The sequence below is a fragment of the Sporosarcina aquimarina genome (genome assembly GCF_019748715.1).
Lineage (GTDB): Bacteria > Bacillota > Bacilli > Bacillales_A > Planococcaceae > Sporosarcina > Sporosarcina newyorkensis.
This window is the reverse complement of record NZ_JACLBZ010000023.1, coordinates 60,940-87,463: the sequence shown is the minus strand read 5'-3', so window position 1 is coordinate 87,463 and position 26,524 is coordinate 60,940. Positions and strand designations below refer to the sequence as shown.

29 protein-coding genes are annotated in these 26,524 nt (G+C 42.1%); 16 read left to right on the top strand and 13 right to left on the bottom strand.

Annotated features, from left to right (window positions below; translation table 11 throughout):
* Positions 1 to 103 precede the first annotated feature (103 nt).
* Entirely contained in the window at positions 104 to 1,051 is a 948-nt protein-coding gene (locus tag H7J92_RS11820; protein WP_078818391.1) for a YihY/virulence factor BrkB family protein, read from the bottom strand.
* Between the two features lie 35 nt (positions 1,052 to 1,086).
* The gene (locus H7J92_RS11815) at positions 1,087 to 1,527 is read right to left on the bottom strand and encodes a YtxH domain-containing protein (protein ID WP_078818392.1); all 441 of its coding nucleotides are present in this window, start codon (positions 1,525 to 1,527) and stop codon (positions 1,087 to 1,089) included.
* Positions 1,528 to 1,746: 219 nt separating this feature from the next.
* Between H7J92_RS11815 and H7J92_RS11810 the strand changes: the two genes are divergently transcribed.
* Complete coding sequence (locus H7J92_RS11810; protein WP_078818393.1) at positions 1,747 to 3,102, top strand: alanine/glycine:cation symporter family protein; 1,356 nt, start codon at positions 1,747 to 1,749, stop codon at positions 3,100 to 3,102.
* A gap of 83 nt (positions 3,103 to 3,185) precedes the next feature.
* Complete coding sequence (locus H7J92_RS11805) at positions 3,186 to 3,407, top strand: DUF1128 domain-containing protein (RefSeq protein ID WP_009498470.1); 222 nt, start codon at positions 3,186 to 3,188, stop codon at positions 3,405 to 3,407.
* Between the two features lie 28 nt (positions 3,408 to 3,435).
* Here the strand turns inward: H7J92_RS11805 and motB are convergent, their stop codons facing one another.
* Together motB and motA are read right to left on the bottom strand one after the other, a co-directional pair.
* A complete protein-coding gene (gene motB, locus H7J92_RS11800) occupies positions 3,436 to 4,203 on the bottom strand; it encodes a flagellar motor protein MotB (RefSeq protein WP_009498471.1) in 768 nt (255 codons plus the stop codon).
* Positions 4,187 to 5,002, bottom strand: a complete 816-nt coding sequence (motA, locus tag H7J92_RS11795; RefSeq protein ID WP_040759806.1) for a flagellar motor stator protein MotA — start codon at positions 5,000 to 5,002, stop codon at positions 4,187 to 4,189. Before motA ends, motB begins: the two co-directional genes overlap by 17 nt.
* Positions 5,003 to 5,187: 185 nt before the next feature.
* On the opposite strand from motA, the gene H7J92_RS11790 reads away from it, so the two are divergent.
* From H7J92_RS11790 to H7J92_RS11780, 3 genes are all read left to right on the top strand, one after another.
* Positions 5,188 to 6,420: an aminopeptidase gene (locus tag H7J92_RS11790; protein WP_221837084.1), complete on the top strand. Its 1,233-nt coding sequence runs from the start codon at positions 5,188 to 5,190 to the stop codon at positions 6,418 to 6,420.
* A 107-nt stretch (positions 6,421 to 6,527) separates the two neighbouring features.
* On the top strand, positions 6,528 to 6,668 hold the full coding sequence (locus H7J92_RS11785) for a hypothetical protein (protein WP_009498474.1): 141 nt from the start codon (positions 6,528 to 6,530) through the stop codon (positions 6,666 to 6,668).
* A 107-nt stretch (positions 6,669 to 6,775) separates the two neighbouring features.
* Positions 6,776 to 7,351, top strand: a complete 576-nt coding sequence (locus H7J92_RS11780; RefSeq protein WP_009498475.1) for a beta-class carbonic anhydrase — start codon at positions 6,776 to 6,778, stop codon at positions 7,349 to 7,351.
* Positions 7,352 to 8,007: 656 nt separating this feature from the next.
* On the opposite strand, the gene H7J92_RS11775 is transcribed toward H7J92_RS11780, so the two are convergent.
* Positions 8,008 to 8,553 carry a GNAT family N-acetyltransferase gene (locus H7J92_RS11775; RefSeq protein WP_009498477.1) on the bottom strand — a complete coding sequence of 182 codons (546 nt, stop codon included), beginning with the start codon at positions 8,551 to 8,553 and terminating at the stop codon, positions 8,008 to 8,010.
* 232 nt (positions 8,554 to 8,785) lie between these two features.
* On the opposite strand from H7J92_RS11775, the gene H7J92_RS11770 reads away from it, so the two are divergent.
* The 3 genes from H7J92_RS11770 (at position 8,786) to map (ending at position 10,824) form a co-directional block, all read left to right on the top strand.
* Positions 8,786 to 9,523 carry a tryptophan-rich sensory protein gene (locus H7J92_RS11770; RefSeq protein ID WP_221837082.1) on the top strand — a complete coding sequence of 246 codons (738 nt, stop codon included), beginning with the start codon at positions 8,786 to 8,788 and terminating at the stop codon, positions 9,521 to 9,523.
* A 114-nt stretch (positions 9,524 to 9,637) separates the two neighbouring features.
* Entirely contained in the window at positions 9,638 to 9,979 is a 342-nt protein-coding gene (locus H7J92_RS11765; protein ID WP_009498479.1) for a magnetosome magnetite crystal formation protein family, read from the top strand.
* Between the two features lie 95 nt (positions 9,980 to 10,074).
* Positions 10,075 to 10,824, top strand: coding sequence for a type I methionyl aminopeptidase (gene map, locus H7J92_RS11760; protein WP_009498480.1), 750 nt, complete (start codon positions 10,075 to 10,077; stop codon positions 10,822 to 10,824).
* An 80-nt stretch (positions 10,825 to 10,904) separates the two neighbouring features.
* Here map and H7J92_RS11755 read toward each other — a convergent pair whose 3' ends face one another.
* Both H7J92_RS11755 and H7J92_RS11750 read right to left on the bottom strand, forming a co-directional pair.
* Positions 10,905 to 12,089 carry a DEAD/DEAH box helicase gene (locus H7J92_RS11755; RefSeq protein ID WP_009498481.1) on the bottom strand — a complete coding sequence of 395 codons (1,185 nt, stop codon included), beginning with the start codon at positions 12,087 to 12,089 and terminating at the stop codon, positions 10,905 to 10,907.
* 38 nt (positions 12,090 to 12,127) lie between these two features.
* The gene (locus tag H7J92_RS11750; RefSeq protein ID WP_009498482.1) at positions 12,128 to 13,171 is read right to left on the bottom strand and encodes a lipid II:glycine glycyltransferase FemX; all 1,044 of its coding nucleotides are present in this window, start codon (positions 13,169 to 13,171) and stop codon (positions 12,128 to 12,130) included.
* Between the two features lie 296 nt (positions 13,172 to 13,467).
* Between H7J92_RS11750 and H7J92_RS11745 the strand changes: the two genes are divergently transcribed.
* The gene (locus H7J92_RS11745) at positions 13,468 to 15,204 is read left to right on the top strand and encodes a methyl-accepting chemotaxis protein (protein ID WP_078818396.1); all 1,737 of its coding nucleotides are present in this window, start codon (positions 13,468 to 13,470) and stop codon (positions 15,202 to 15,204) included.
* 220 nt (positions 15,205 to 15,424) lie between these two features.
* On the opposite strand, the gene H7J92_RS11740 is transcribed toward H7J92_RS11745, so the two are convergent.
* The 3 genes from H7J92_RS11740 to H7J92_RS11730 all read right to left on the bottom strand — a co-directional run bounded on the left by H7J92_RS11740 (position 15,425) and on the right by H7J92_RS11730 (position 17,880).
* Positions 15,425 to 16,639 carry a carboxylate--amine ligase gene (locus tag H7J92_RS11740; RefSeq protein WP_040759812.1) on the bottom strand — a complete coding sequence of 405 codons (1,215 nt, stop codon included), beginning with the start codon at positions 16,637 to 16,639 and terminating at the stop codon, positions 15,425 to 15,427.
* Between the two features lie 75 nt (positions 16,640 to 16,714).
* Complete coding sequence (locus H7J92_RS11735; protein WP_009498485.1) at positions 16,715 to 17,416, bottom strand: RluA family pseudouridine synthase; 702 nt, start codon at positions 17,414 to 17,416, stop codon at positions 16,715 to 16,717.
* Entirely contained in the window at positions 17,413 to 17,880 is a 468-nt protein-coding gene (locus tag H7J92_RS11730; protein WP_009498486.1) for a low molecular weight protein-tyrosine-phosphatase, read from the bottom strand. The genes H7J92_RS11735 and H7J92_RS11730 overlap by 4 nt, the downstream gene beginning before the upstream one ends.
* A gap of 202 nt (positions 17,881 to 18,082) precedes the next feature.
* Between H7J92_RS11730 and H7J92_RS11725 the strand changes: the two genes are divergently transcribed.
* Positions 18,083 to 18,457, top strand: a complete 375-nt coding sequence (locus H7J92_RS11725; RefSeq protein WP_009498487.1) for an SLAP domain-containing protein — start codon at positions 18,083 to 18,085, stop codon at positions 18,455 to 18,457.
* Positions 18,458 to 18,514: 57 nt separating this feature from the next.
* On the opposite strand, the gene H7J92_RS11720 is transcribed toward H7J92_RS11725, so the two are convergent.
* From H7J92_RS11720 to H7J92_RS11710, 3 genes are all read right to left on the bottom strand, one after another.
* The gene (locus H7J92_RS11720) at positions 18,515 to 18,985 is read right to left on the bottom strand and encodes a peptide-methionine (S)-S-oxide reductase (protein WP_221837080.1); all 471 of its coding nucleotides are present in this window, start codon (positions 18,983 to 18,985) and stop codon (positions 18,515 to 18,517) included.
* 329 nt (positions 18,986 to 19,314) lie between these two features.
* The gene (locus H7J92_RS11715; protein WP_009498489.1) at positions 19,315 to 19,611 is read right to left on the bottom strand and encodes an antibiotic biosynthesis monooxygenase family protein; all 297 of its coding nucleotides are present in this window, start codon (positions 19,609 to 19,611) and stop codon (positions 19,315 to 19,317) included.
* Between the two features lie 286 nt (positions 19,612 to 19,897).
* The gene (locus H7J92_RS11710; protein ID WP_009498490.1) at positions 19,898 to 20,614 is read right to left on the bottom strand and encodes a YebC/PmpR family DNA-binding transcriptional regulator; all 717 of its coding nucleotides are present in this window, start codon (positions 20,612 to 20,614) and stop codon (positions 19,898 to 19,900) included.
* A gap of 1,092 nt (positions 20,615 to 21,706) precedes the next feature.
* On the opposite strand from H7J92_RS11710, the gene H7J92_RS11705 reads away from it, so the two are divergent.
* The 6 genes from H7J92_RS11705 to H7J92_RS11680 all read left to right on the top strand — a co-directional run bounded on the left by H7J92_RS11705 (position 21,707) and on the right by H7J92_RS11680 (position 26,432).
* Entirely contained in the window at positions 21,707 to 22,417 is a 711-nt protein-coding gene (locus tag H7J92_RS11705) for a phosphoadenylyl-sulfate reductase (protein ID WP_078818400.1), read from the top strand.
* Between the two features lie 67 nt (positions 22,418 to 22,484).
* Positions 22,485 to 23,627, top strand: a complete 1,143-nt coding sequence (gene sat, locus H7J92_RS11700) for a sulfate adenylyltransferase (protein WP_221837078.1) — start codon at positions 22,485 to 22,487, stop codon at positions 23,625 to 23,627.
* Positions 23,628 to 23,639: 12 nt separating this feature from the next.
* On the top strand, positions 23,640 to 24,236 hold the full coding sequence (gene cysC, locus H7J92_RS11695; RefSeq protein ID WP_221837077.1) for an adenylyl-sulfate kinase: 597 nt from the start codon (positions 23,640 to 23,642) through the stop codon (positions 24,234 to 24,236).
* 12 nt (positions 24,237 to 24,248) lie between these two features.
* A complete protein-coding gene (gene cobA, locus H7J92_RS11690) occupies positions 24,249 to 25,025 on the top strand; it encodes a uroporphyrinogen-III C-methyltransferase (RefSeq protein ID WP_221837075.1) in 777 nt (258 codons plus the stop codon).
* Positions 25,022 to 25,783, top strand: a complete 762-nt coding sequence (locus H7J92_RS11685; RefSeq protein WP_221837072.1) for a sirohydrochlorin chelatase — start codon at positions 25,022 to 25,024, stop codon at positions 25,781 to 25,783. Before cobA ends, H7J92_RS11685 begins: the two co-directional genes overlap by 4 nt.
* Positions 25,764 to 26,432: a precorrin-2 dehydrogenase/sirohydrochlorin ferrochelatase family protein gene (locus H7J92_RS11680; RefSeq protein ID WP_221837070.1), complete on the top strand. Its 669-nt coding sequence runs from the start codon at positions 25,764 to 25,766 to the stop codon at positions 26,430 to 26,432. Before H7J92_RS11685 ends, H7J92_RS11680 begins: the two co-directional genes overlap by 20 nt.
* The last annotated feature ends 92 nt before the right edge of the window (positions 26,433 to 26,524 follow it).

The window sequence follows — 26,524 nt, the reverse complement described above, 5'->3', positions numbered from 1 at the left end:
TCACTGGGGATGGAATCGTCCTTAAGTGACAGCCTGTTCTCATAACTAAAAAAAGCCGCCCGAGACGTCAGATGACAATGACTTCTCGGCCAGCCCTGCTTTTTTACGATGCCATTTGACGTTTACGTTCATAGCGCTCTGTCATCACTGCATTTATCAACCCGCCAATCATCAGAATGATAGCTGATAGATAGAGCCACATGATGAGCACGATAATTCCACCAATACTGCCATAAGTATTCGCATAATTTCCAAAGTTACTAATATAGAAAGAGAAACCTAATGATGTAACAATCCAGCCCACGGTCGCAAAAAAAGCACCTGGAACGATACTTTTATAGGACAATTTGATAGCTGGAATGAGCCAATATAACAATGAAAAAACAGCGAAGATAAGGAATGGCGGAATAAGGAAACGGATCTTCGTCCACATGGATAAAAATGAATCTTCCAATCCCATGAATGAGAACAGAAGCTTCCCGATCGGTTGACCGAAAACCGGCAATACTAGAGCGACTATGACGGTACCAATCAACATGATCGTAAACACAATCGACAAACCTCTAGAAATAAAAAAGTTTCGGTCGTCTTCTACATCATATGCCCGATTTAACCCCTTCGTTATAGCCCCCATACCTTTAGAGGCCGACCAAATCGTTGCAAGGATACCAATTGATAATAAGCCGCCATTACGATTTTCCAGCACTTCTGACAACGTGGACTCAATCAAGGTTGAGACACTTTCTGGAGCATATTCACGTATAAACATGAAGATCTGGCTTTGATCTAAATGCAAGTAAGGCAATAACGTAAAAAGAAAGATTAGTAGTGGGAATAATGACAACAGAAAAAAGAAAGCTAATTGCGAACCGGCAGCTGATATATCCAATTCTTTTATACGAATAATGAGCTGCTTGAAAAACCCGCTCGTCGTAGCTGGATTAAAGTCATCTTCATCCCCGTCTTTTATATCCTTAATAAAACCTTTTACTTTTTCGGTCTTAGACGTACCCTCAGAATTCGAAGAAGGGGCACTTTCATGACTTTTCATTTCATGTGACCCCCTTTCGTTAAGTGATTCGATATTTAGTGATTCTCTACTGGTACTGCGTTTTTTTTTTGCACCATCGGCGGTAAGCTTGTGTCTTCCTGAGCAGAAGAGGCAGATGCCGCAGTTGATTCATCTTGAATGATTTGCTCATACTCAGATTTGGAATCAGTGAATGCTTCCTTCGTATCTGTGAACATTTCTTTCACTTGAGGTGTCAGTGTTTTAATTTCATCCACTTGTGACTTGATATAATCAACATCACCTTTCACCTGTTCATAAAGAGTTTGCACTTGATCTTTCTTTTCTTGAAGTTGGTTTTTCACTACATCTGGATTTTCTTTGTAGTACAGTGCTTTTTCGTATGAAGTCCTTAAGGAAGTGACCGTCATTTGTCTTGTTGAACGATCCAACATGCTTACAACCGCCCCAAGCAATGCGCCACCTAAAATAAACTTACCTAATTTGTTAGAACCCATGAATTTCGCCTCCTATCACGTTAACCTTTCAATTCATTATACCCATATAGCCGATTACCAAACAATGATTGTGGCACTTTATTGAAAAAAAGCTTGACGAACCGTTCTATTTTTCGGATTATTAACAATAACATAGAACTAATAGAATTCCCTAAAGGGAGTTGATGTGCAACACTTTGAAAATCATAAAAATCTATAGAAACGGATGGAGGGGATGAAATGGAAAAAGTTACAAAATTTTTAACAAGCGCATCAGATCTAATTTGGGGACCCCCGTTGCTTATATTATTGATCGGTACCGGAATATATTTGACGATACGTTTGACCTTTATACAATTGCGATTATTACCTTATTCATTGAAACAAGTATTTTCAAGAAAGCATGATAAGAAAGCAGACGGGGATATCTCACAGTTCCAAGCATTAATGACAGCAATGGCGGCCACAGTTGGAGTCGGAAACATCGTCGGAGTCGCTTCTGCGGTCGTTGCAGGAGGACCAGGAGCTATTTTCTGGATGTGGCTGGCTGGTTTTTTCGGGATGGCGACGAAATATAGTGAAGCCATTCTCGCAGTAAAATATCGTGTGAAGGATTCCAATGGCTTAATGGCCGGCGGACCGATGTATTATTTGGAACACGGATTGAAGCAGAAGTGGCTCGGTGTCCTGTTCGCACTCTTTGGTGCATTGGCCGCTTTTGGTATCGGAAATGGAACACAGTCAAAAGCAGTGGCAGATGTAATGAAAAATACGTTCGATGTGCCACATTATATTACAGGGGCCGCTTTGGTTGCATTTGGTGCACTCGTCATTCTGGGGGGCATCAAGTCGATTGGTCGGGTAACTGCATTTTTCGTGCCTATTATGGCTTTATTCTATTTCATTGCCGGAACGATCGTTATGGTTTTGAATATTGAAGCAGTACCTGCAGCATTCGGTTTGATATTCTCGGATGCGTTTACCGGGCAAGCAGTCGCAGGTGGTGCAATTGGAGCGGTCATCCGTTTTGGTGTCGCGAGAGGTCTTTTCTCTAATGAAGCCGGGCTCGGTTCTGCCCCAATTGCGGCAGCGGCAGCACGTACCGACTATCCTGGACGTCAAGCACTCGTGTCCATGACACAGGTTTTATTCGATACATTGGTTATTTGTTCGATTACAGGTGTTACGATCGTCATGAGTAATAAATGGCAAGACAGTTCCATCGACGCGGGGGCTTTAACAGCTGAAGCTTTTGGTTCCTTTTTAGGAGGAATCGGACCCATCTTAGTATCGATCGGGCTAGTGTTCTTCGCCACTTCAACCATTTTAGGATGGAGTTATTATGGGGAGAAGTGTTTCCAATATCTCGTGCCGAATCGCAAAGCCGTCCTCTTCTATCGAGTAATTTTTGTTGGCTTTATCTATGTTGGCGCAACAGCATCGCTTGATGTAGTATGGGTTTTAGCAGATGTATTGAACGGTTTGATGGCGATTCCGAACTTGATCGGGCTTCTCGGTTTGTCTGGAATTGTTGTGATGGAAACAAGACGGTTTAAAAAGAAAATAGACGAAGAACGAGAAGAACTGCGCAAGTAATTACTCAATGTTCAGTTGACAGTATATCGCTTTCGTGAAATGATGGAAATCATAGATTACAAGGAGAGAAAGGCGGTTTCACTATGGACTTATCTACTCAAACACCAGAGAATATTGCGTATATGATTGAAAAAATTAAAGAAAAACTGCGTATGGTTAATGTCGATGCCATGAAAGCAGATAGTTTCAGTACGGAGCAATATGAAGACTTACACTATATGTACGAGATGGTCATGAAGCGAGAAAATATTACGCCAAATGAAATGCAGGCAATTGCAGCGGAACTTGGTTCTATGCGCAAATAAAAAAGACTCCAATTGGAGTCTTTTTTATTTATTGAGGCGTAACGTTTGTCCCATCTTCTAGTACAAGTGGTTGAATAAGCACTTCGACTCTTCGGTTTTTACTGCGATTTTCTGCCGTATCGTTCGGCACAATTGGTTTATATTCCCCATACCCTTTTGCACTGAAAAGATTCGGGTCCACTTCATTGCTTTCCACGATAATTTTCAAAAATTTGACTGCACGCATAACACTCAGTTCCCAGTTAGATGAATACTGTGCATTGTTGATCGGAATATCATCAGTATGTCCTGTGATGATCACTTGTCGGGGACGATCCAATGTGAGCAACTGTGAAATATCATTTGCCAATCCCATATACTCAGGATTGATTGTTGCTTCGCCAGAATTGAACAATACACTATCGCGAATTGTCAGAAGCAAGCCTTCATTCGTCAGTTCGGTATCAAATTGACTCTCCAATTCATTCACAGCAATATATTCATCTAAATCATCCTGCATCTCACCAAGCGACTGCTGATCTTCCAGATATGATGAATTCTCATTCTGTTCTCCGACCGAATCATCTGGAACCGGAACGTTCGTTGGAGCCGACTCACTCATGATGCCGCTGCCACTTTCGAATATTTCACTGAAAACTGCGGACATCTGCTGAAAACGTCCTTCATCCATAGAACTACTGGCGAAAAGTACGATGAACAACGCCAGTAATAAAGTCAATAAGTCTGAGTAGGGTAGCAGCCAGGATTCACTCATATGTTCCATTTCACGCTTTTTTTTCTTACGTTTCTTCGACAACCTGACCAGCCCCCTTGCCATCATTGCTGTCTGAAGCTAGCTTCTTTCGATCTTCTACTGATAAATAAGATGCAAGTTTTTGCTCAATTACTCGCGGCGCTTCCCCTTCTAATACAGAAAGGATTCCTTCAATGACCATCGTTTTCTGCCGGACTTCTTCTTTCGACTTCCGTACTAACTTATTAGAGAATGGATGCCATAGTACATACCCAGTGAATATCCCCAATAAAGTAGCGATAAACGCTGCAGAAATCGCATAGCCCAACGCTTCAATATTGTTCATATCGCCTAATGCGGCAATCAGTCCAACAACCGCTCCTAGAACACCGAGTGTCGGCGCATATGTCCCTGCCTGTGAAAAGATGAGCGCACCAACAGAGTGACGATCTTGCATAGCCTCCACTTCTTCGCTCAAAACATCTCGAATATAATCGGCGTTTTGTCCATCAATGGCCAAGCCAAGTCCATTTTTCAAAAATGGGTCGTCAATTTCATCCGTTTTCGCTTCTAGTGCCAATAGACCCTCACGTCTTGCTACGTCTGCCCAAGAAGAAAATAAACGAATTAACTCCGCATCAGAGGCAAGCTTTTGCTGAGTGAAAATGATCTTGAAAAGTTTAGGTACTCTTTTTAACTCGCTCATAGGAAAGGCGATCACGACCGCTGCAACAGTTCCTCCGATGATAATCAGGATGGCCGCCATGTTGAACAGCGCATCAGGTGTTACCCCTTTGAGCGTCATCCCGACAAGCAGTGCGACTAAACCTATTACTAATCCTAATACCGTGGATAAATCCATATTAAAAGCCTCCAAATACTGCATTCTTCTTATTATTTCGGTCAATTATCGATGTTCTTTAGGGTAAATGAACGACAATTCGTGATGATTTTGTGGCGTTTCTCGAACCGTCTATTGCTTTATAATTGCGAAAGGCGATCGGCCCTTGATACTATTGACATACTATGTTAAAAGGAGATGTCATGATGGATCATTTTCAAAACCAATTTTCCAATTACGCTGAATTAGCAGTTAAAGTAGGTGTAAATATTCAGAAGGATCAATATCTATTTATTAGTGCTTCCACTGAGATTACTCAATTCGTCAGGTTGATTGTTGAAAAAGCTTATGAAGCAGGAGCTAGGCAAGTATTCGTTGACTGGGTGGATGACGTAGTCACTCGTCTGCGTTACGAAAAAGCACCAGCAGATTCGTTTTCTGACTTTCCTTCTTGGAAAAGGGTGGAGCGTGAAGAGCTTGCTGACAAAGGCGCAGCTTTCATGTCCATCGTTTCGCAAGATCCAGATTTATTGAATGGCATTGAGCCGAATCGCATTCGTGACAATCAAAAAGCTTCCAGCACTGCACTCAGTAAATTTCGACAAGCGATGCAAGCAGATAAATTCAGTTGGACAGTGATCGCGGCAGCTGCTCCTGCATGGGCCGCTAAAGTTTTTCCTGATCACTCAGCTGAGGATCAAGTCCCCGCTTTGTGGGATGCTATTTTGCGCGCGGTGCGGGCAGATCAACCGAATCCTGTTGAAGCTTGGCAACGACACGATGAAAACTTACATGAAAAAGTAGATTACTTGAATGGAAAACATTATCACAAACTACATTATACAGGCCCCGATACAGATTTAACAATAGAATTGCCGGCCAAACATTTATGGTGCGGGGCAGGAAGTATCAATCAACACGGCCATGAATTCATGGCTAATATGCCTACGGAAGAGGTGTTCACCGCTCCTTTGAAAGAGGGTGTAAATGGCTATGTGTCCAGCACGAAGCCACTTAGCTATGCAGGTACAATAATTGACCGTTTTAAAATCACGTTTAAGGATGGTGCAATTACGGATGTTTCTGCTGAACAAGGAGAAGAAATCCTTAAACAGTTAATCAATACCGATGAAGGAGCAAAGTTTCTAGGTGAAGTGGCATTAGTTCCACATGACTCGCCTATTTCCAATTCAAATATTTTATTTTACAATACATTATTTGATGAAAATGCTTCAAACCATTTGGCCATCGGAAGTGCATATGCTTTCTGTTTAGATGGAGGAAAAGAAATGTCTTCCGAACAATTGCAAGCAAACGGTTTGAATCAAAGTTTGACGCATGTGGACTTTATGATTGGTTCTGAAAACATGGATATTGATGGTATTTTGCCGGACGGGACGGTAGAACCCATATTCCGAAAAGGAAACTGGGCTTTCTAAAATTCGTCACATTTTCTTCAAATTTTCATCCAAGCCCTTAAAATCTTGTCTAAAATCGTGTATAATAGGTAAGAGAACAGATCATATATGGAAAGAGGGGCTTACAGATGGGCTTAATGTATACTACAGTTATCGGTTACATGGTTGTTCTTGGATTAGCGTCATTGTTTACAATGCACTTTTTGGCTGGCGCAATGGATTCATCTGACTCAGTGATTATTGATCCAAAACCTGAAACAAAAAACTAATTCGTTCATATCCCGATTCGTTCGGGTCCAGACTTTACATGTCGACTAGAGTTGCCCTACTCGGCAACTCTTTTCTTTTTTATCAAACAGTCCAGGAGGGTTATTAAATGACATCATTATCCGAAATTATGAGTTACAATCAGGCATTCGTAGAAGAGAAGAAATATGAAGAGTTCGCTACCACGAAGTTTCCAAATAAGCGGATCGTCATCTTAACTTGCATGGACACTAGATTAATTGAGCTGCTACCAAAAGCCATGAATCTAAAAAACGGCGATGCCAAAATTATTAAAAGTGCCGGCGCTATCATCACTCATCCATTCGGCGGTCTTATGCGAAGCATTTTAGTCGCAGTTTATGAATTGCAGGCGGATGAAGTATATGTAATCGGCCATCATGATTGCGGCATGAGTTCAATCGATACTTCACATGTCGTGGATAGTATGATCGAACGTGGAATTGATCCCGCCATCTTCAAAACACTGGAGTACTCTGGTATTGATATGGAAGCTTGGCTCCATGGATTCAGCGATGTGACGGAGAGCGTGAAAAAGAGTGTGGATGCCATCAAAAATCATCCATTGATTCCGGAAGACGTCAATGTACACGGTCTCGTTATCGACCCTGCAAATGGCAAGCTCGATGTTATTGAAAACGGCTACGATGTAGTGGAGAAAGCCTAACCCTCCTCTATTTCACCAACACCTAAAGAACCGGCTTCTTCTTTTATAGAAGAGGCCGGTTCTTTTAGGTTACAAACAGAGCAAAAAGTTAGAGAGAGAAGCGAAGAAAACGAATATAGGCTTGCGATCCGGGGATTTGCACTCCAGACGGGGACGCTTTCCGGAGGGCGTGGCTTGAGCCGCTTCCTTCGCTGCGCTCAGTCCAGGGTCTCAAGACTCACGCTGATCCTCCCGGAGTCGCCCCGTCTTCCACGCAAATCCCTAGATAGTGAGCCGTAGCATATTGTGAAATCACTGTATGGAGTACGTGTATTTGTATACTTAGCCAAAAAATTCCCCATCCTTCAGAGAAGTTAAATCGAGCATTTATCTCTTTATGATTGGTGGGTCAACTCACTAACGCTAGGAAAATACGCTAGTTGATCGGAGTGGAAGGCGGCGACTCCAGCGGGATTAGCGCGACAGGTGAGACCCCACAGGAGCGTAGCGACGAGGAGGCTCACCGCACGCCCCGCGGAAAGCGTCCGCCTGGAACGTAAATCAACGGTGCCACTCTCCAATTCTTCCACCCTCATACCGAAAGAACCGGCTCCCTTCTACTCGAAGAGCCGGTTCCTTACTTTTGATATCCATTTCCGCCATGCGGTCTTGCCCTTTCAATAATCACTTTCCAAGATCGTGTACATATAGTGATCTTCCCACACTCCGTTTATAAATAAAAGTTGACGCAGCAAGCCTTCGCGTTGATAACCTGCCTTCTCTAATACTTTCACGGAGCCTGTATTGCGTGGAGATACATAAGCTTCGACCCTATGCAAATTCACTTTTTCAAAAGCAAAGTCATTGATTAGGCGGACTGCTTCCGTACCGATTCCCCGGCCCGTCTCCCTTTGATCGATCGAATAGCCAACAAACCCACTTGAAAACGGCAAGCGCTTAATGCTGTACAAAGAAATCTGCCCGATAATCATGCTTGATTTGGAATCAAAAATTCCGAAATTATATTCTCTTCGGTCCCGCATTTGATAAAGAGATTCACGAATTTTGTCTCGCTGCATGGCTACGGTGTAGTACGTATTGTCGTGCCGCGGTTCGAATTCTGTCCAATACTCTTTATTCGCAATGAGCAGCTGGGTGAACTGATAGGCGTCGTCTTCCGTCAGTATCCGTAAATAACACTGCTCTCCTTCCAGTAATATCATATTCCCCTCATCCTTTTTCTACGAATTCTGTTTCAACCGTATATTCTCTTCAGGTTATGAATGAAATGGAGAATCAATGCTGTATACCTGAATTCATTATTAACTATTATAGTATTTTTCTTCCCTACAAGACAATAGAACGCCATCATTTCGCATTTGTAAAGGAAAATTCATACTTTCTGCTTCAATCATCACAAATTCTCTGTATACTATTCTTCAGGAGGATTTTATCATGCTAAGAATAACTTTGATGGCACTTTCGTTGCTCATCATGATTGGAACTCATATCGCCGCAAACTTGATTCCGCTGAACGGGCTTACAACATGGGAAATCGCCAATCGAGTACCTGTTCTGTTCATGCCGGCAGAATATGTTTTTTCCATCTGGATTGTACTGGATTTATTAATGGTAAGTTGGTTATATTTATTTACTAAAACATCAGCTGGGCAGACTTCGTCGGTTGCCAATCTACGGACTATCTGCTTTAGTGTCAGCTGCTTTTTAAATATAGCATGGTTGTTGTTGTGGCATTATAGCTATTATTATTGGGCAATTATCAGTGTAATTGGTTTATTGATTTGCTTATTGGTTTTCTATTTCAGTTATCCGAAAACGGATGGTATAAACCGCGAACGGTTACCTATCTCCGCCTATACAGGATGGATTTTCATCGCCGTAATCGCCAATACCTACTATGCTTTCAAATTCCATGATTGGTCCGGCTTTGGCTTGAGTGACCCTTTATGGACTGTGTTCTTTTTAAGTCTTGCTACGGCAATTGCATTGCACTTCATGTATCATTATCGTGATTATATGTTTAATCTCATCGTCATTTGGTCTTTTATCGGGATTGCCATCAAGAATGGCACAGATGAATTATTTGTTTCTACAGCAGCCTTATTTCTCTCGGCTGTAATGGCATTCATCTTGATCATGGGGAAACGATTTTCCAAAGCGCAAAATTTGTGACACAGCTGCAAACTCAAACAGCTGTGTTTTTTTGTGTGATGATTTGGCAAAATTGGGTATAGGTTATAGTATGAACTATCATGCTATAGAGGAAAGTATTGGAGGTTACCGCATATGTCAAATACAAAATTACTCTCTTCCCTATGTTACTTCAGCATCTTTTTTGCGCCTCTTTTGCTGCCTGCTATTATATATTTTGTGACAGATGAAGTTGATGTTCGCAATCACGCGAAAAAGTCATTCATTTCTCATATCATTCCCATGTCTTTATTGATTGCCGCCTTTGTCTTACTGTCGTTTTCCGTCCTTTCATTCAACACTCAATCTGGTGCAATGCTAGATGGCAATGTTCTATTCTGGGGGTTCGCTCCATTGATGTTCATCGTCTTATATAGCCTATTGTTTCTTGTCGTGCTCATTTGGAATGTTTTCCAAGGAATAAAAGTACTGAAATAGACAAGTGATTTTGTGGGCAAATCACTAAAAATTCATGAGTAGAGTATGATATAGTATGGATTGTATAATTTGTACGGAAGAAAGGACTTGTGAACATGATTGTAAAAAACGAAGAACAATTGAATGGGTTGCGCGCGATTGGACGGATCGTGGCGGAGATTCGTGAAGCAGTGAAAGAAGCAACTGTGCCTGGTATGACGACAAAAGAATTGGATGAAATAGCAGGTAAATTATTTGCGGAAAAAGGAGCAGTCTCTGCACCTATCGATCAATACGACTTTCCCGGATATACTTGCATCAGCGTTAATCATGAAGTTGCCCACGGCATTCCGGGCAGCTATGTCATTAAAGACGGTGACCTGGTCAATGTAGACGTTTCCGGATCGCGTGATGGCTATTTTGCGGATACTGGCATTTCTTTTGTAGTCGGTACACCCGATGACGCTAAACAAAAGCTATGTGATGTAGCAAAGTCTTCTTTAGAACGAGCTTTGTTGAAAGTGAAGGCAGGATCAAGTCTGAACCAGATCGGAAAAGCAGTGGAGCGAGAAGCAAAGGATCATGGCTTACATGTTATTAAAAATCTTACAGGACACGGAATCGGGACTTCTCTTCATGAAGAACCCCAACATATCCTGAATTATTATGATCCGTGGGATAAAGAACTGCTGAAAGATGGTATGGTACTCGCTGTAGAGCCGTTCATTTCGCAGAAGGCGGAGCATGTGATTGAGCTGGATGATGGCTGGACGTTTGCTACGCCGGATAAATCATTGGTCGCCCAAATTGAACATACGATTATTGTCACGAAAGATGAGCCAATTATCCTGACTAAGCTTGATTGATATTCGAGAGCATTGTGAAACTGCAATGCTCTTTTTTCATAAAAAAGAGCATGCGCGAAATACCGCGATGCTCAGTTTGATTAGTTCTTTTTTTGTTTAGGTTTCGATTTCTTAGTCTTCGGCGCAGCTTTTTTCATTTCTTCAACCGTTTTGGCGTTACCTTCGACTAGATTTCCGCTGTACCAAACTTTCTGTACAGTCTTGATTCCTTTTGTAACCTTACGATAATCCCGCTCTTCTGCATAAGAGAGCAATGTCAGTACTTCACCATCTGCCCCTGCGCGTCCTGTACGTCCTGAACGGTGCAAATATTGCTCCACAGTATGAGGCACATCGACATGGATTACATGTGTCAATCCTTCGATATCCAAGCCACGAGCTGCTAAGTCTGTTGCGATGAGTACACGAATCTTGCCTTCCCTGAAGTCCTCAAGCGTTTTCTGTCGGTCGAACTTCTTCATATCAGAATACAAAACAGCGATTGGTGCATCATTATACAACAACTTTAACTCTTTCATCCGTAACTGATCCACATTGTTCATGAAGGTCAAGGCACGGACTCCAGATAACGCAGAAATTCCGCGCAGAACATCTGTCTTCTTGCGATCATCTACTTTGATGTAGGAATGAACAACATGTCCGCTCTCCGGGATTTCATCTGCATTGACTTGTAAGCGGATCGGATCTTTCATCATCCGTTTGGCAACAAGTTCGATCTCCTCAGTGATTGTAGCGGAGACGACTGCAAGCTGATGTTCAGGATTTGCTGCTTCAATCAAGCTCTTCACCATCACTCTGTATTCGCGCGAAAGTAACTGATCGCCTTCATCGATAACTACATAATGAACATCGTACATCTTCAACTTTCTTTCTTTTACGAGTTCATTCAATCTTCCAGGTGTCCCTACTACAATCGTTGGTTTCTTTTTCAGTTTTTCTATTTGACGCTGCATATTTGCGCCGCCAATTAGCTGGGTAACTGTTACAGAAGTTCCCTCTACTAAATCACGGATCACATTAACAATTTGCATCGACAATTCCTGCGAAGGCGTTATAATTAGTGCTTGTGTCTTTGGCAAATCTCCATTAACCATTTGGATCAAAGGTAAGACATATGCCAATGTCTTACCTGTTCCTGTCGGCGACTCTGCCACGATATCTTTACCAGCCAACATTTCGGGAATCATGAGCGTCTGGATCGGCATGGGCTGCTTAAATTTCCATTTCGTGCGCAAAGATTCATTCAGCTTATCTAAAAAAGTCATTCGGTTCACTCTTTTCTTTAGTTGAGGGGTTCAACCGGTTATTTTTTTTGAAGCTTCTTTTTCATCTTTTGGATTTTAGGCACCACTTTTACAAACATGTTGTAGATGAATGGTTTATATACTTTATCAATTTCTCCAATAAATTCGGTTACTCCATCTTTTTGGCAAAAACTGTTTTTGAAATTATATAATCCGTCCTGTTCGCTATCGAGAACAAATACTCCTCCGAGGTCATACTGTTCGGCTCCGATTTCGAGCCCCCACTTCATCATTTCATAATTCATGAGATAACTGGGATTTAGGTTACGTTTTGTATTGGAACTACCTGCATACAGATAGTATAGCTTGCCGTTATAGTTTATGGTCACAGCGCCAGCCAAATAGTCGTCTTCATGCTTAGCCAAGTAAATCCGCAAGTCATCGAAGGCTTCACGCATTTTCAGAAAGTATTCATATGAACGGATTGAAATTTGATTTCGAACAGACATTTCTTCGTAAATCTCAAAAAACTTCTTTAGATAATCATCACTTCGGGAGTAAGTAACCTCCACCCCGTTGCGTGCTGAACTACGTATTTTACTTCTTGTACGCCCCCGGAATTTCAACATCAAAGAATCTGGATCTTCGTCTGTCAATTTTACAATCATATTATATCGGGGCTGAATCAAATCCTCTTTCCCTGCCCCTTCGTTGCGCACTATGTAACCAGCATTGCGATAGATCTGATCCAATTGTTCTGTAAAGAGTTGTTCAGGATCCATTTTCAGTGCAAATGCTTTGTATTTCTTAGCAATCACATCGGCTTCTTTCAATAACTCTTCTACTAATTGCTTGTCATGCAGATCACAAATCGGACCTCTCGGAGCATATAACAATGAATATCCGCCTGGCACTTTTTTGATCAGCAGTGACATCGCTGCTACAATCTCACCATCACGTTCAACATATACTTGCTCATTTCCCCAATCATCTTTGACATTCGCCCAATTGGGATCCTGGGTAATTGATCTAAAAGGTGAATTTCTTACAAACGTTTCATATCTTCTAACATCTTCTGCTTTGTTTTTATCCAAAATCGGCACTTCCGGAACACTCCTTACGTTACTGCAGCTCCGTACAATTCAAGTTTCAAGCCTATCCAAAAAAGTGTAGATTTTTGAAAGAATGGTACAGCCACAGCTCTATTAAGTGTAGCTTACTGCATTTTTCAAGTCAAGAAACGGGGCGACGAATGAATTGCGAATTGAAACTCAAGCCGAATTCGTTGAAAATTCACATGTCAAATGTTATATGCTATTCCTTTGTTATCCAAAATAGCCTATACTATGAATAAGGGAGAAAAGTTTCATGTTTTTTGTAAAAAAGGGGGATATACACAATGAAAGGCTCAGTACGCAACAAATTGATAGCGCTTGCAGCTTTAGTTATTTTGATTCCATTAATTGTAGTCGGAATCGTCAACTACTTTGTTGCAAAGTCGGAATTAGAAAAAGTCGGTGAAATGGGGCTCCAAAACGGTACATATGCTGTACTTGATTTAATTGACGAGTTGAATGTACAGGTAGAAAATGGAGCGCTCACTTTGCAAGAAGCACAGGACCGAGCAAAAATAAAAATTATGGGAGCCCCCTTGGATGAAGGCGGAACGCGCTCTTTAGATAATCCAGCAAAATACGGCGAGAACTTCTACTTTTACGTAGTAGATGAAGAAGGTACTTTGCTTGTCCATCCGCAAAAGGAAGGTGAAAGTCTGTATGAATCTAAAACGAAAGACGGCCGGTACTTCATTCGCGAAGTCATTGCTGAAGCAAAAAGCGGAGGTGGGTATGTACAATACGATTGGCCGTTACCTACCAACTTGAATGTTGAAGCACCGAAAATCACATATAGCCTACAGGATCCTCACTGGGGGTGGATTGTGGCGGCTGGTACTTATATAGTGGACTTTAACGCAGGCGCGAAAAATGTTCTTTGGTACACATTAATCTCTGTCGTTATTTCTGTCATCGTCGGTATTGCTTTGTTCTCTATCTTCTCAGGTCGCCTGACATCATACATTAAGAATATCCGCTTAATCACCGCTGAAATAGCAGAAGGTAAGCTGACAGGTTTGGATATTCCTATCCGTTCTCGTGACGAGTTAGGTCATCTGGCTGAAAATGTGAATGAAATGAAAAACAGTTTAAACGAAATGGTCGGTCACACTAGATTATCCTCAGAGCGCATGAAGGAATCTTCCGAAACGCTCAGTGCTATCACCGAGGAAACGACAGCATCTGCAGATGAGATCCACAGCGCGATTAATGAAGTCTCTTCAGGAGCAGTGATGCAAGCGGAAGAAGCGGAAGTCGCCATTACGAAAGTCGATCATTTATCTGCACTTATTTCCAATGCGACTGAACAATACGAACACGTCGTCAAAGAGATGCACAACATTAACAGTTTGCAAAATTCCGGAATGGAAAAGGCAGTAAACTTAGAAGAAAATTCTCAAACCTTCAATGTAGTTATCCATGATCTGCAAGGTAACTTCTCACAACTGATGTCGAGAATGAACGAAATCCAGACGATTGTCCAGACGATTTCTTCCATCTCTGAGCAAACGAATTTACTCGCACTGAACGCCAGTATTGAGGCTGCACGTGCAGGTGAACACGGTAAAGGGTTCGCTGTTGTCGCAAATGAAGTCCGTCAATTATCGGAAGACACAAATGAAGCGACCACAAGAGTGCGTGATTTGTTAGTGCACATCCGAAAAGACACAACATCTGCTGAAAATCAAATGAAATACACACTCGATCTATCGAGTAATCAAACAGACACGATTCAAGAAACCAAAAGTGCGTTTGAACAATTATCGGATTCCATTAATAATATTACGAATTTGCTCCGAACAATGGAAAATGATATGAACAATATGGATGAAAATCGACAAAGCGTTGTACAGGCCATTAACCAAATCGCTTCCGTTGCCGCCGAATCCGCAGCTGCAACAGAAGAAGTCAACGCATCAATCGACGAACAGAAAGCCGCCATCAACACTATCATGCACGCCTCACTCGATCTACACACCGAAGCCGAGAAAATGCATGATCTTGTTGATAGATTTAGCTAATGAAATAAAACATGGCTGTTCTGAAAGTCCAAACGCTTTCAGTAACAGCTTTTTTTTCATGATTGGCAAGAAATGCAGAGGTACGCGCCAAAGCACTCTTGGACCGAACCAAACCAGCCAGATACTGCACTTTTCTCTCCCCCGCTGATCAGGCCAGTTTTCTCATACAAAAAGCCCTAGAAGTCAGGTGGAATCGACTTCTAGGGCAGATTTTTCTTATTTAATCTTTTGAATTCTTATATTTCTTATAATAATTAATCTGTCTCATCAACAAATACAACTTCCGCTTCATATGTCGATCTTTTTTATAAAACAACGGGTTCCCATACTTCCCTGCTCTGATCAATGAACTGATTTCCTTTTGTATAGAAGGATCATCAACAAACTTGTTCAAAACCGCTTTTGGCACAACAGTAAACAAGAAATGTTCGTCCAAATAAGTCAATGGCTTTTCGATACCATAAACTAAATCATCCACCAAATACTTCGCCATGTTCTGTCCGCATTGTGTAATATAATAGCTTGAACGTCCTTGACGAATATTCACTTCAAATACTTTAAACTTGCCATCGCGTTCATCATACTTCAAGTCAAAGTTCCCATATCCTACATAGCCGACCGCTTCCAGGAATTTTGCCAGCTTCGTCATCATTTCTTCATGATAACGTGTGATCAATGCCGTATAGTTTCCAATCGCTGTCATCGCACGCTCTTGCAACACGACTTGAGCAAACGTGATCAGCTGCGGTTTACCATGTTGATCAGCATAATAGACCGCGTCCCACATATACGTATCATCTCCGGGAATGAAATCTTGGATGATCAAGTCTTCCGTATAGCCACTTGCTTTCACCATCTGGATAATGCGGTTGATTTCCTCATATGTATCGACCTTATAAATTTTCTGAAGTCCTTCAAACGGATGGCGGTAATATTGCACTCCGTCACTCGGCTTGATAATGACCGGAAACAACACCCGCTCCGTAAACGGTTCATCCGATCGACACGAATGGAAATACGTAGAAGGCGTATCGATACCATGTTCCGCACATAACTCATAGAAGTTTTTCTTAATATACACCGCGTTCATAATCTCTTCGTCGATGTAATTAAACAAGAAATCCTCTTGTAATGCTTCTCGCTGTTCAATGATCAGACGCACATATAAATCATCCGTACCGACTAGCACAAGCTTTTGGTCAGCTGTACGGTACTTCTTTGCCACTTCACGCAAAAATTGGACGAATATTTTTGGATCATGCAAGCCTGGATGCAGTTCTTGGATATCGGTAATCGTACTATAACTTGTGAAAGGCAATGATTCTCTTCCGACAATGACCGATTTGATCTGATATTCTTCATGAAATGAAATCGCCATATTATAGGCGTTAATATTCGTTCCGACAATAATCGGAATAAAGGGATGCTTGCTCATAAATTCCTCCAGCAGACGTTTTTCCACTTAAGTGTAGATGCCCTGAATTCGTAAGTCAAGAAACTGCTGTAACAACTAACCATAAGTTTGGTAAACTTGGTCTCGGTCATTCCAAAGTTCCCACGGATAAAGGTTAGGAGGTTTCGAGACAAAACGCAGAGTTTCTTTCGTTGTTGGATGTGCAAATTCCAGCGTATGTGCCCATAACGCAATTTGCTCACCAGGTTTGTTAACCCTACTTCCATACTTTTGATCTCCAAACAATGGAAAACCTTCTGTCGCCATTTGGACACGGATCTGATGGGAACGGCCAGTATGAAGACGGACATTCAATATACTTTTATTCGACTCTTTCCCAAGCAAATAATAATCTAAGCTCGCGGCTTTCGCTTCAGGATAATTTCGATCAACACTGAAGACTTGATTTTTTTGACGATCTTTAAAGAGGAAATGACGGAGTGTTGCCTGTTTTTTCTTCGGTACTCCATGAACGACCGCCAAATACTGCCGATCAATCGTTCCTCTGCGTAATTGATCGGATAAACGAGACGCCGCCTTTGATGTCTTCGCAAATACCATCACCCCACCAACTGGACGATCCAGTCGATGCACCAGTCCTAGATAAACATTTCCAGGTTTCTGATACCGCCTTTTAATGTCTTTCTTGAGAGTAGATAGTACGTCTACATCCCCGCTGCGGTCTTCTTGCACAGGGATATTGACCGGCTTTTCAACCACTAATAAATGATTGTCTTCATATAAAATCGGTATATTCATTTTAAAAGTTCCTCTTTCTTGATAAGGTCCAATAACGCTTGGCAGCCTTCAAGTACCAAGTCATAGGTTTCTTGGAAATCACCTGTAAAATAAGGATCCGGTACATCTTTTTGATGACTTGTTAAATCCAAAAAACGAATGATGCGCTGATGATCTGTGTCTCCGAATCGACCACGAATGTTCGTTATATTCTCAGTATCCATTCCGATAATATAATCAAAAGCCTCTGCATCTTCTATGGTTAATTGACGACCTGCCATTCCTTCCGCAGATACCTCGTATTCCTTCAACTTTGATAATGTTCCTTTATGCGGCGGCTTTCCGATATGCCAATCACTTGTGCCTGCGGAATCTACTTCAATTTGATCCGCCAGCTGTTCATCGTGCACCATTTTACGAAAAACTCCTTCAGCCATGGGAGAACGACAAATATTCCCCAAACAGACAAATAAAACTCGAATCATGAACCTCTCTCCTTTAGTATTTATGTTAATCAATATGTATCTAGTATACATCATTCACAAAGAGCATTCAGCGCCACACTGCTAGAAGGAACTTAGTCTCAGTTCACTTCGTCTAAAGTAATAGAATTTAGCTCTGTACGGTAAATATAGGAATAAAATCTCGATATTCGAGAATAACTATGAAATAAAGGGGGTCTGCACTATGCAGGTGGTATTTGAGGAAACTTGGGAGGACACATTATCCGATCAACAAAAACAAGCATTTATCCATCAATACAAGACAAAGAAACCGGTACACAAAGGGTTTACCGCGAGCCCTATTCTTATGAAACGAAAACGAGACGGCGGTTTCGTCGCAACGGTCTTTTTACAAAATAATCGTTCGAGCCTGCTTTCCATTCGCGAAGTAACAGCCACTGTACTGAATGAACAAGAAGAGGTAATTGCACAGGATAAGTTTGTTCTTACATTGGACGTTCCTCCATACACCGCGACGCCTTGGTCATTTGTGTTTTCGCCTGAAAACGTCCAGAGCGTAGACGAGCCATCTGATTCTTGGCGATTGTTGGTTAAATAAAAAGGACCTGTTGTTTACGGTCCTTTACTTTAGCTTGTCATCTTTTCCTGATCCCACTTACTTATATTTACGTAAGATTTCTTCTGGAATATGACAATAATCATTTGGATATCTAGCCAATCTGTCTTGATGTTCTTCTGCACTTCTCACATAATTTGTAAAAGATAATACTTCAACAACTATCAGGTCATAATCGTTTCTCTCACTAAGGAATGCCTGCGCCTCCTTTAAGTGTTCAGGCTTTTCACTATATACCCCTGTTCTATACTTCTCGCCAACATCCTGCCCTTGTTTGTTCAAACTGTATGGATCAATAATCTCGAATAAATAACCCATTAATTCCCTGATCGTTACGATTGTCGGATCAAATCCTGTCTTTACACATTCGGCGTACCCATCGTAATCATCCGCAAGTGTATGACTTGTTCCATTAACTCTTCCTGCTTCTGTAAACATAACTCCAGGTAAAGTTTTTACAAAAGCCTGTACTCCCCATAAACATCCACCTGCAATATATACTACTTCCATTTTGACTCCCCTTTTGTTTTTCTAAAAATCCATTCCGAGTAACTGGTTTATCATAAACAATCTGTTCTTGTTAGTATGCCTAATGAGCAGTTTAGGAACGCTTCGGCACCAGAGGATTACCTTACACTGCGAGCCAACATGTATGCCGTATTTTGGTAAGGTTCCAAAATCAATGCAAATCGAAGCTTTCATCAAAAAGCATTTGTAAGAGTGAAAATCAGCATAATCTATACTAAAATTACAAATAAACCATGTATCATTTTGTATGTCCCCTATCTAGCCTGTTCCACAAAATGTATCGTTTGCGGTGTTAAAATTAAAAACATCTATTACGAAAGATCAACCTTTTGAAAGTGTTCAACTATTGGGAAAGGATTATAAAAATGATGTAAAAGACTTTTCCACTCTTGGTATTCCGATGATTGTCGGAAACCAATTGTATGGTCCTCCAAACTCTCCCAGTTTACTAACAGCAAATATTTTCCTTTCGCTTCAATACAGCAATTCAATTCGTGAGATATGTAACCTTTCCTTGAAGATATGATATGTGACGCTTTATGGAAAGACGCTTCAAATTCCAATTCCATTCCTTCTCTTACCTGTAGCATTGCGGCTTCTAGAATCATAGTGAACCTCCTAATTTTATTTTTATTGCACTCTGGCTCTTTTGTCGGAATATTGAATTCCTTTATTCACTTTACAAATTATATCAGTTCTATTGAAAAAAAACTTTAAAATATAAATTTCCCGTCAATCCACTCATTAGCTAAGACTTTAAACAAATAAAAATAGCATCGCTAAGCACGATGCTATTTAATATTTAAATCATGTCATAACTTCTATTTAAAACTGTATTACTTCCTTTATGCACGATACAACTGAATAAATTACAACTTGGGGACAGCTTCTTAATTATGCTAAATCCACATTGTGATGAACTTGCTGAACATCTTCCAAATCGTCCAGTGCATCAATCATTTTCTCAAACTGTGCCTGTGCTTCTTCATCCAATGAAATTTCATTTTGCGCAAGCATGGTCAATTCCGCTACGGTGAAGTCCGTAACGCCTGCTTGTTTAAAGGCTTCCTGTACTTCGTGGAACTGTGAAGGTTCTGCATAAACTAGTACTTGATCGTCATGAACTTCAATATCCCGAACATCGACATCTGCTTCAAGTAATAATTCCAATACATCGTCTGCCGTCTTTCCTTCGACCCCGATTATAGCTGACGGATCGAACATGTACGCAACTGAACCGCTGACACCCATATTGCCGCCATTTTTACCAAAGGCAGCCCGCACTTCTGAAGCTGTCCGGTTAACGTTGTTTGTCAACGCATCGACGATAACCATCGAGCCATTGACCCCAAAGCCTTCGTAGCGAAGTTCGTCAAAGTTTTCATCGCCGCCGCCTTTCGCTTTTTCAATTGCACGGTCTATAATCGCTTTCGGGACACTATATGTTTTGGCGCGTTCCAATACAAACTTTAGCGCTTGGTTAGATTCAGGATTGGGATCCCCAGATTTCGCCGCTACATAAATTTCACGGCCAAACTTTGCATAGATTCTACTTGTGTTCGCATCTTTAGACGCTTTCTTTTCTTTGATATTATTCCATTTACGGCCCATTCGGTGCACACTCTTTCCTATAGTTAAAATGGTTTACTTCTATCTTTTAGTATACCAATTGAAATTTGACATGAAAAGTAAAAAACTTTAAATGCTTGATTTGTTGTTTCATCGCATGACCTTTAAGTGTGTCCCGGACAGGGTACGTTTTGTGCTTTGACAACGCTTCGCTGGTGTGATGAAGCTAATTAAAACTAAGAAAGCTCCGGCACCTGGTTCAGTAGTCAGAAGCCAATGAGCGAAAATATATATCCGGGGCTTTCACTTACTCAACGCAGGCGCCTTACAAGCGGTAGGCGGAGTGATGAGACAGACAGGTGCACTTCCTGACTGGCTCATCGCGGGAGCCATCCGCTAGCGCCGAAGTGGTTTCAATGACTTTACTTATTTTGTCCCGACGCTCGAATGACAATAGGTCCAATACAAAGTACGTGTTGTGCTTTGACAACGCTTCGCCGCTGGGGGATTGCCTCCCGCCAAGAGCCAACTAGCAAAGGGCGCTAGCTGTCTCTTGGCTTCGGCCGACCCCGCAGTTGCGGCTTCGCTGGTTTGGTGAAAGTAAGGGGCGTAGTGTTTAAAATATTGATGCTCCGGTATCCTATTCATAGACTGAAGTCGGTTTACAAGAAAAAGTTACCTATTGGTTCTACTTGCTAAACGCAGGCGCCTTACAAGCGGTAGGCGGAGTGAGGAGACAGGTGCATTTCCTGACTGGCTCATCTCGGGAGCCATCCGCAAGCACCGAAGTGGGTTCAATGACGACACTTTATTTATTTTCCTTATGCCTAATCCAATACCTTGTTTAGTTATCAGAATTAGCCTAGACAAAGTAAAATTAACTAACTAGTTCCACTCACCAAACGCAGACGCCTCACAAACGTTAGTCAGAGCAATGAGACAGACAGGCTGACCTCCTTCCTGACTGGCTCATCGCAGGAGCCCATCTGCAAGCGCCGGAGTGACTTCAATGACAACACCTGCATACACTAAAACTACGAAACAAATTTTATACCCTATTATTCTAATTGGTATTGACTATTTTAAATTATCTGTTAAACTATAGGAAATATAACAGGAGAGCGAGAGGATGGAATGGTCACATTTGAATCATGGAAAGAAGATCTGACATTGCCGGAATTTCCAATGGACTCTGAGTCAAAAGGGGCTTCTGAAGTGTTGCAGTGGGCATATGATCAGTATGGCGAACAACTTGTATATGCTTGTAGTTTTGGCATTGAAGGAATTGTATTGCTCGAATTAATTTCACGTGTAAAAGCAGACGCGAAGATTATCTTTCTGGACACCAACTATCACTTCAAAGAAACGTATGAAACGATTGATAAAGTGAAAAAACGTTATCCTGAGCTCCAGATTCATTTGCAGCAACCCGCTCTTACAATCGAAGAACAAACTGAGCAACACGGTGCCGACCTATGGCAAACCAATCCGAATCAATGCTGTGACTTGCGGAAGATCAAACCTTTGGAAAAAGCGATCGCACCTTCCACTGCATGGATTTCAGGGCTGCGCAGAGAACAATCGGAAACACGCAAAGCAACCGAATACCTGAATTTGGATCAGCGCTTCAAAAAAATTAAGGTTTGTCCGCTCATTCATTGGACTTGGAAAGATGTTTGGCGCTTTGCCCATAAACATCAGCTTGACTATAACGTGCTTCATGACCAAGGATACCCGAGTATCGGCTGCGCTAATTGTACGAAGCCTGCATACAGTGAAGAAGACTTGAGGTCAGGACGTTGGACTGGAAGCGGCAAAACGGAATGCGGCTTGCATACAACCTAAATTTTTTTACCCATAAAACCTAGTATTTAGATAAGTTTAATAAAATAAAAGGATAGGTGTTTTTATTATGACAAATATAGAACCGCATGGCGGCAGATTAGTAAATTTATATGAGCCTTCTCTCTCGATTGAAGGACTGCGCAAGAAAATTCCGATCGATGCAACGGCAGTTAGCGATCTGGAATTAATTGCGACAGGGGCTTACAGTCCGTTAACAGGATTTTTGACCTCTAAAGACTATCACTCTGTCGTAAACGATATCAGATTAGCAGATGGCACTGTCTGGAGCTTGCCGATCACATTGCCTGTAGGAGATGGCTCTTTGTATTCAGTAGGTGATACCGTTTTACTTGAATACGAAGGAGACATTTACGGGACGCTTACGATCACAGATATTTTCGAACCTGACCAAGAAGTGGAAGCCGAGAAAGTATATAAAACAAGAGACCGTAAACATCCAGGTGTAGCCAAACTGCTGGAACGGGGATCCGTCTATCTTGGGGGACCCATCAAACTGATCAAACGAATTGAACAGCGAAACTTTGTCGAATTTTATTTTGATCCGGCAGAAACGCGGCAAGCATTTGAGGCAAACAGCTGGAAGAAAATTGTCGGTTTCCAGACACGGAATCCGGTTCACCGCGCACATGAGTATATCCAGAAAACAGCGCTTGAAATTGTAGATGCATTGCTGTTGAATCCGCTCGTAGGTGAAACGAAATCAGATGATATTCCCGCAGATGTCCGGATGGAAAGCTATCAAGTGTTACTGCGCGATTATTATCCAGAAGACCGTGTGAAATTAGCAGTTTTCCCTGCTGCGATGCGCTATGCCGGACCTCGTGAAGCAATCTTCCATGCGTTGGTTAGGAAAAATTACGGCTGCACGCATTTCATTGTCGGACGTGATCATGCTGGTGTCGGTGATTATTATGGGACATATGAAGCGCAGGAAATTTTCTCCAATTTCACAGCCGAAGAAATCGGCATCACGCTGTTATTTTTTGAGCATAGTTTCTATTGCACAGCCTGCGGCAATATGGCGACTGCGAAAACATGCCCGCATTCGAGTGAACACCATGTGATTTTATCTGGAACAAAAGTGCGTGAAATGCTGAAAAATGGTGTGCTCCCTCCCGCAGAATTCAGCCGCAAAGAAGTAGTGGATGTTTTGATCAAAGGCTTGAAACAAAAAGAACTGGCAAAGTGAGGAGATATCGACATGACGGAAAATATCGTATGGCATGAACAATTGGTTACAAAAGATGAACAACGGGCAAAAAATCGCCATCATAGTGCGGTTCTCTACTTTACAGGTTTATCCGGCTCCGGGAAGTCCACGATAGCAAATGCAGCGGCGAGGCGGTTGCATGATTTGGGAGCAAATACGTATGTCTTGGATGGAGACAATGTACGTCATGGCTTAAACAAAGACCTCGGATTTTCGGATGAAGCGCGCAAGGAAAACATCCGCAGAATCGGGGAAGTCGCCAAACTATTCATTGATAGCGGTCAACTCGTCTTCACGGCGTTCATCTCCCCTTTTCAGGAAGACCGGGACAGTGTCCGACGTTTAGTAAAAGAAGATGAATTTGTGGAAGTCTATATCAGTTGTCCACTGGATGCGTGTGAACAGCGCGATCCAAAAGGACTTTATGAGAAAGCACGTGCTGGGGTGATTCCGGAATTTACCGGTATTTCTTCTCCCTACGAAGCACCAGTAAACCCTGAACTAATACTTGAAACGGATCGTTTTACCGTCGAAGAATGCGTCGAACAATTAATCAGCTATTTGCGTGAAAAAAAATGGGTTGACTGAGGAGTGAAGAGGATGGGAAAAGTTTGGCTAGTTGGCGCCGGCCCAGGTGATCCAGATCTATTGACCGTCAAAGCAATGAGAGTGATTCAGCAAGCTGATGTCATTCTCTATGACCGGCTGATCAATCAAGAGATTCTTGAGTATGCTCGACCGGATGCTGAACTGATTTTTGTCGGTAAGCTGCCGAAACATCATTTCGTTCAACAGGACATGATTAATCTCTTATTGGTCAAACATGCGAAGCAAGACAAGCAAGTCGTTCGGCTAAAAGGCGGCGATCCTTTTATATTCGGGCGCGGTGGTGAAGAAGCGGCGTTTGTAGTTCAGCATAAACTTGAATTCGAAGTGGTTCCGGGTATTACTTCCGGAATCGCTGCTCCGGCCTATGCTGGCATTCCTGTTACACACCGTGATTATAGCGCGTCTTTCGCAATCGTAACAGGCCATCGAAAAGAAGGTGTTGAGGAAGAAGATAAATGGCAAGCGCTTGCGAAAGGAATCGATACACTCGCCATTTATATGGGTGTCAGCAATCTGCCCTACATCCAGAAGCAATTGATTCGACATGGAAAACATCCAGAGACACCGGTTGCGTTCATTCATTGGGGAACAACGGAAACACAGCATACAGTCACTGCAACTTTGGAGACGATGACCGAAACAGCGCGTGAAGAAAATGTCCTGAATCCGAGTATGATTGTCATCGGAGAAGTCGTCCGATTGCGTGATGAATTGCAATGGTTTGAAGAATTTCGTTCAGAACGCTGTTTAGACGAGGCGAGTGTATGAGAGCAATCCTATATATTTGCCACGGCAGCCGCGTAAAGTCAGGACAGCAGGCTGCTTTGGCGTTCATTGAGAAAACCATGGAAACGAATCCAGCACCGATACAGGAAGCGTGTTTCTTGGAGCTTGCTGATCCGTCGATTTCAGAAGGGATTGCACGCTGCATAGCACGCGGAGCAACGGAGATTGTCGCTATTCCTTTCCTATTGTTACGTGCAGGTCATGCCAATGTGGATATTCCTTTAAAATTACAGGATATCATGATGCACTATCCTGAAGTTCCCCTTTATTATGGTGAACCGATCGGTGTAGATGAGCGTATGATCGATGTATTAATCGAGCGCCTGCAGGAAACAACGGAGCAGATTCCTGAAGATGCCTCCATCTTATTGATTGGACGTGGCAGCAGCGATCCTGCAACCAAGCAGGACTTTGCGCGAATCCAAAGTCTATTTCAAGAGAAAACCGGCTTGCGTAATGTCAGCGTCGGCTATTTGGCTGCTTGTGAACCATTTTATGAAGATGAAATTTCAAGATTACTGGAACAAAAGCCTAATAATTTATACGTCCTGCCCTATCTATTGTTCACAGGCATTCTATTAAAATCAATTGAAAGCACTCTAAAAAAACTCAACACATCGACCGCCATTCATTTTTGTCAAGCATTAGGCTACGCGCCAGAGATTCATACGATTTTGAATGAACGTGCCGATGAAGCCGCAGAAAGGAAGCGTGAATTATATGTTCCCTGTTATGCTTGAAAACTTGAAAGATACTAACGTCACTTTAATTGGAGGAGGTTCTGTCGCCTATCATAAAGTGCTTAATTTGCAGCGATTCGGGATCAGGCCCACTGTCGTTAGTCCCGCTTTCCACCCTTCTCTGCTAACTTTAGCACGTGAGGGGACTGTCAGACTGGTCCCGAAAGAAGCTGAATGGGAAGACGTTGAGAATGCTTTCTTAACGATACTCGTGACGAATAATGAAACAGTCAATGATCAGCTTGCCCTTCAACTAAAAGATGCAGGCAAGCTAGTAGTCCACGCCTCCAACCCTTCTTTAGGCACTGCACAAATCCCAGCAGTCACAACACGTGGAAAGCTGGTCATCAGTGTATCGACGAGCGGCGCAAGCCCCTCTTTAGCAAAGAAAATCCGCTCAGAAATAGCAGAGCAGTATGATGAACGATATGAAGAGTATTTGGATTTCTTAGCAGACGTCCGCCACTACGTGAAGCAACATATCCCGAAGCGCGAAAATCGCAAAACTTGGTTGGCAGAAGCCATTGAACCGATCTATTTACATGATAAAGAAGAACGTCAGAAATTCATGAATGAGCTATATTACGCATTTCCAAAAGAGCATGAACTACAAGACGAGGCTGTACTGAAAGTCCAATGTGGCTTTTAGTAACAGCCTTTTTTGCACAATCAGTAAGATAAACAGAGGAACGCGCCAAAGTACCTCAGGACCGAACCAAACTCTCTCCGCACTGCACCAAA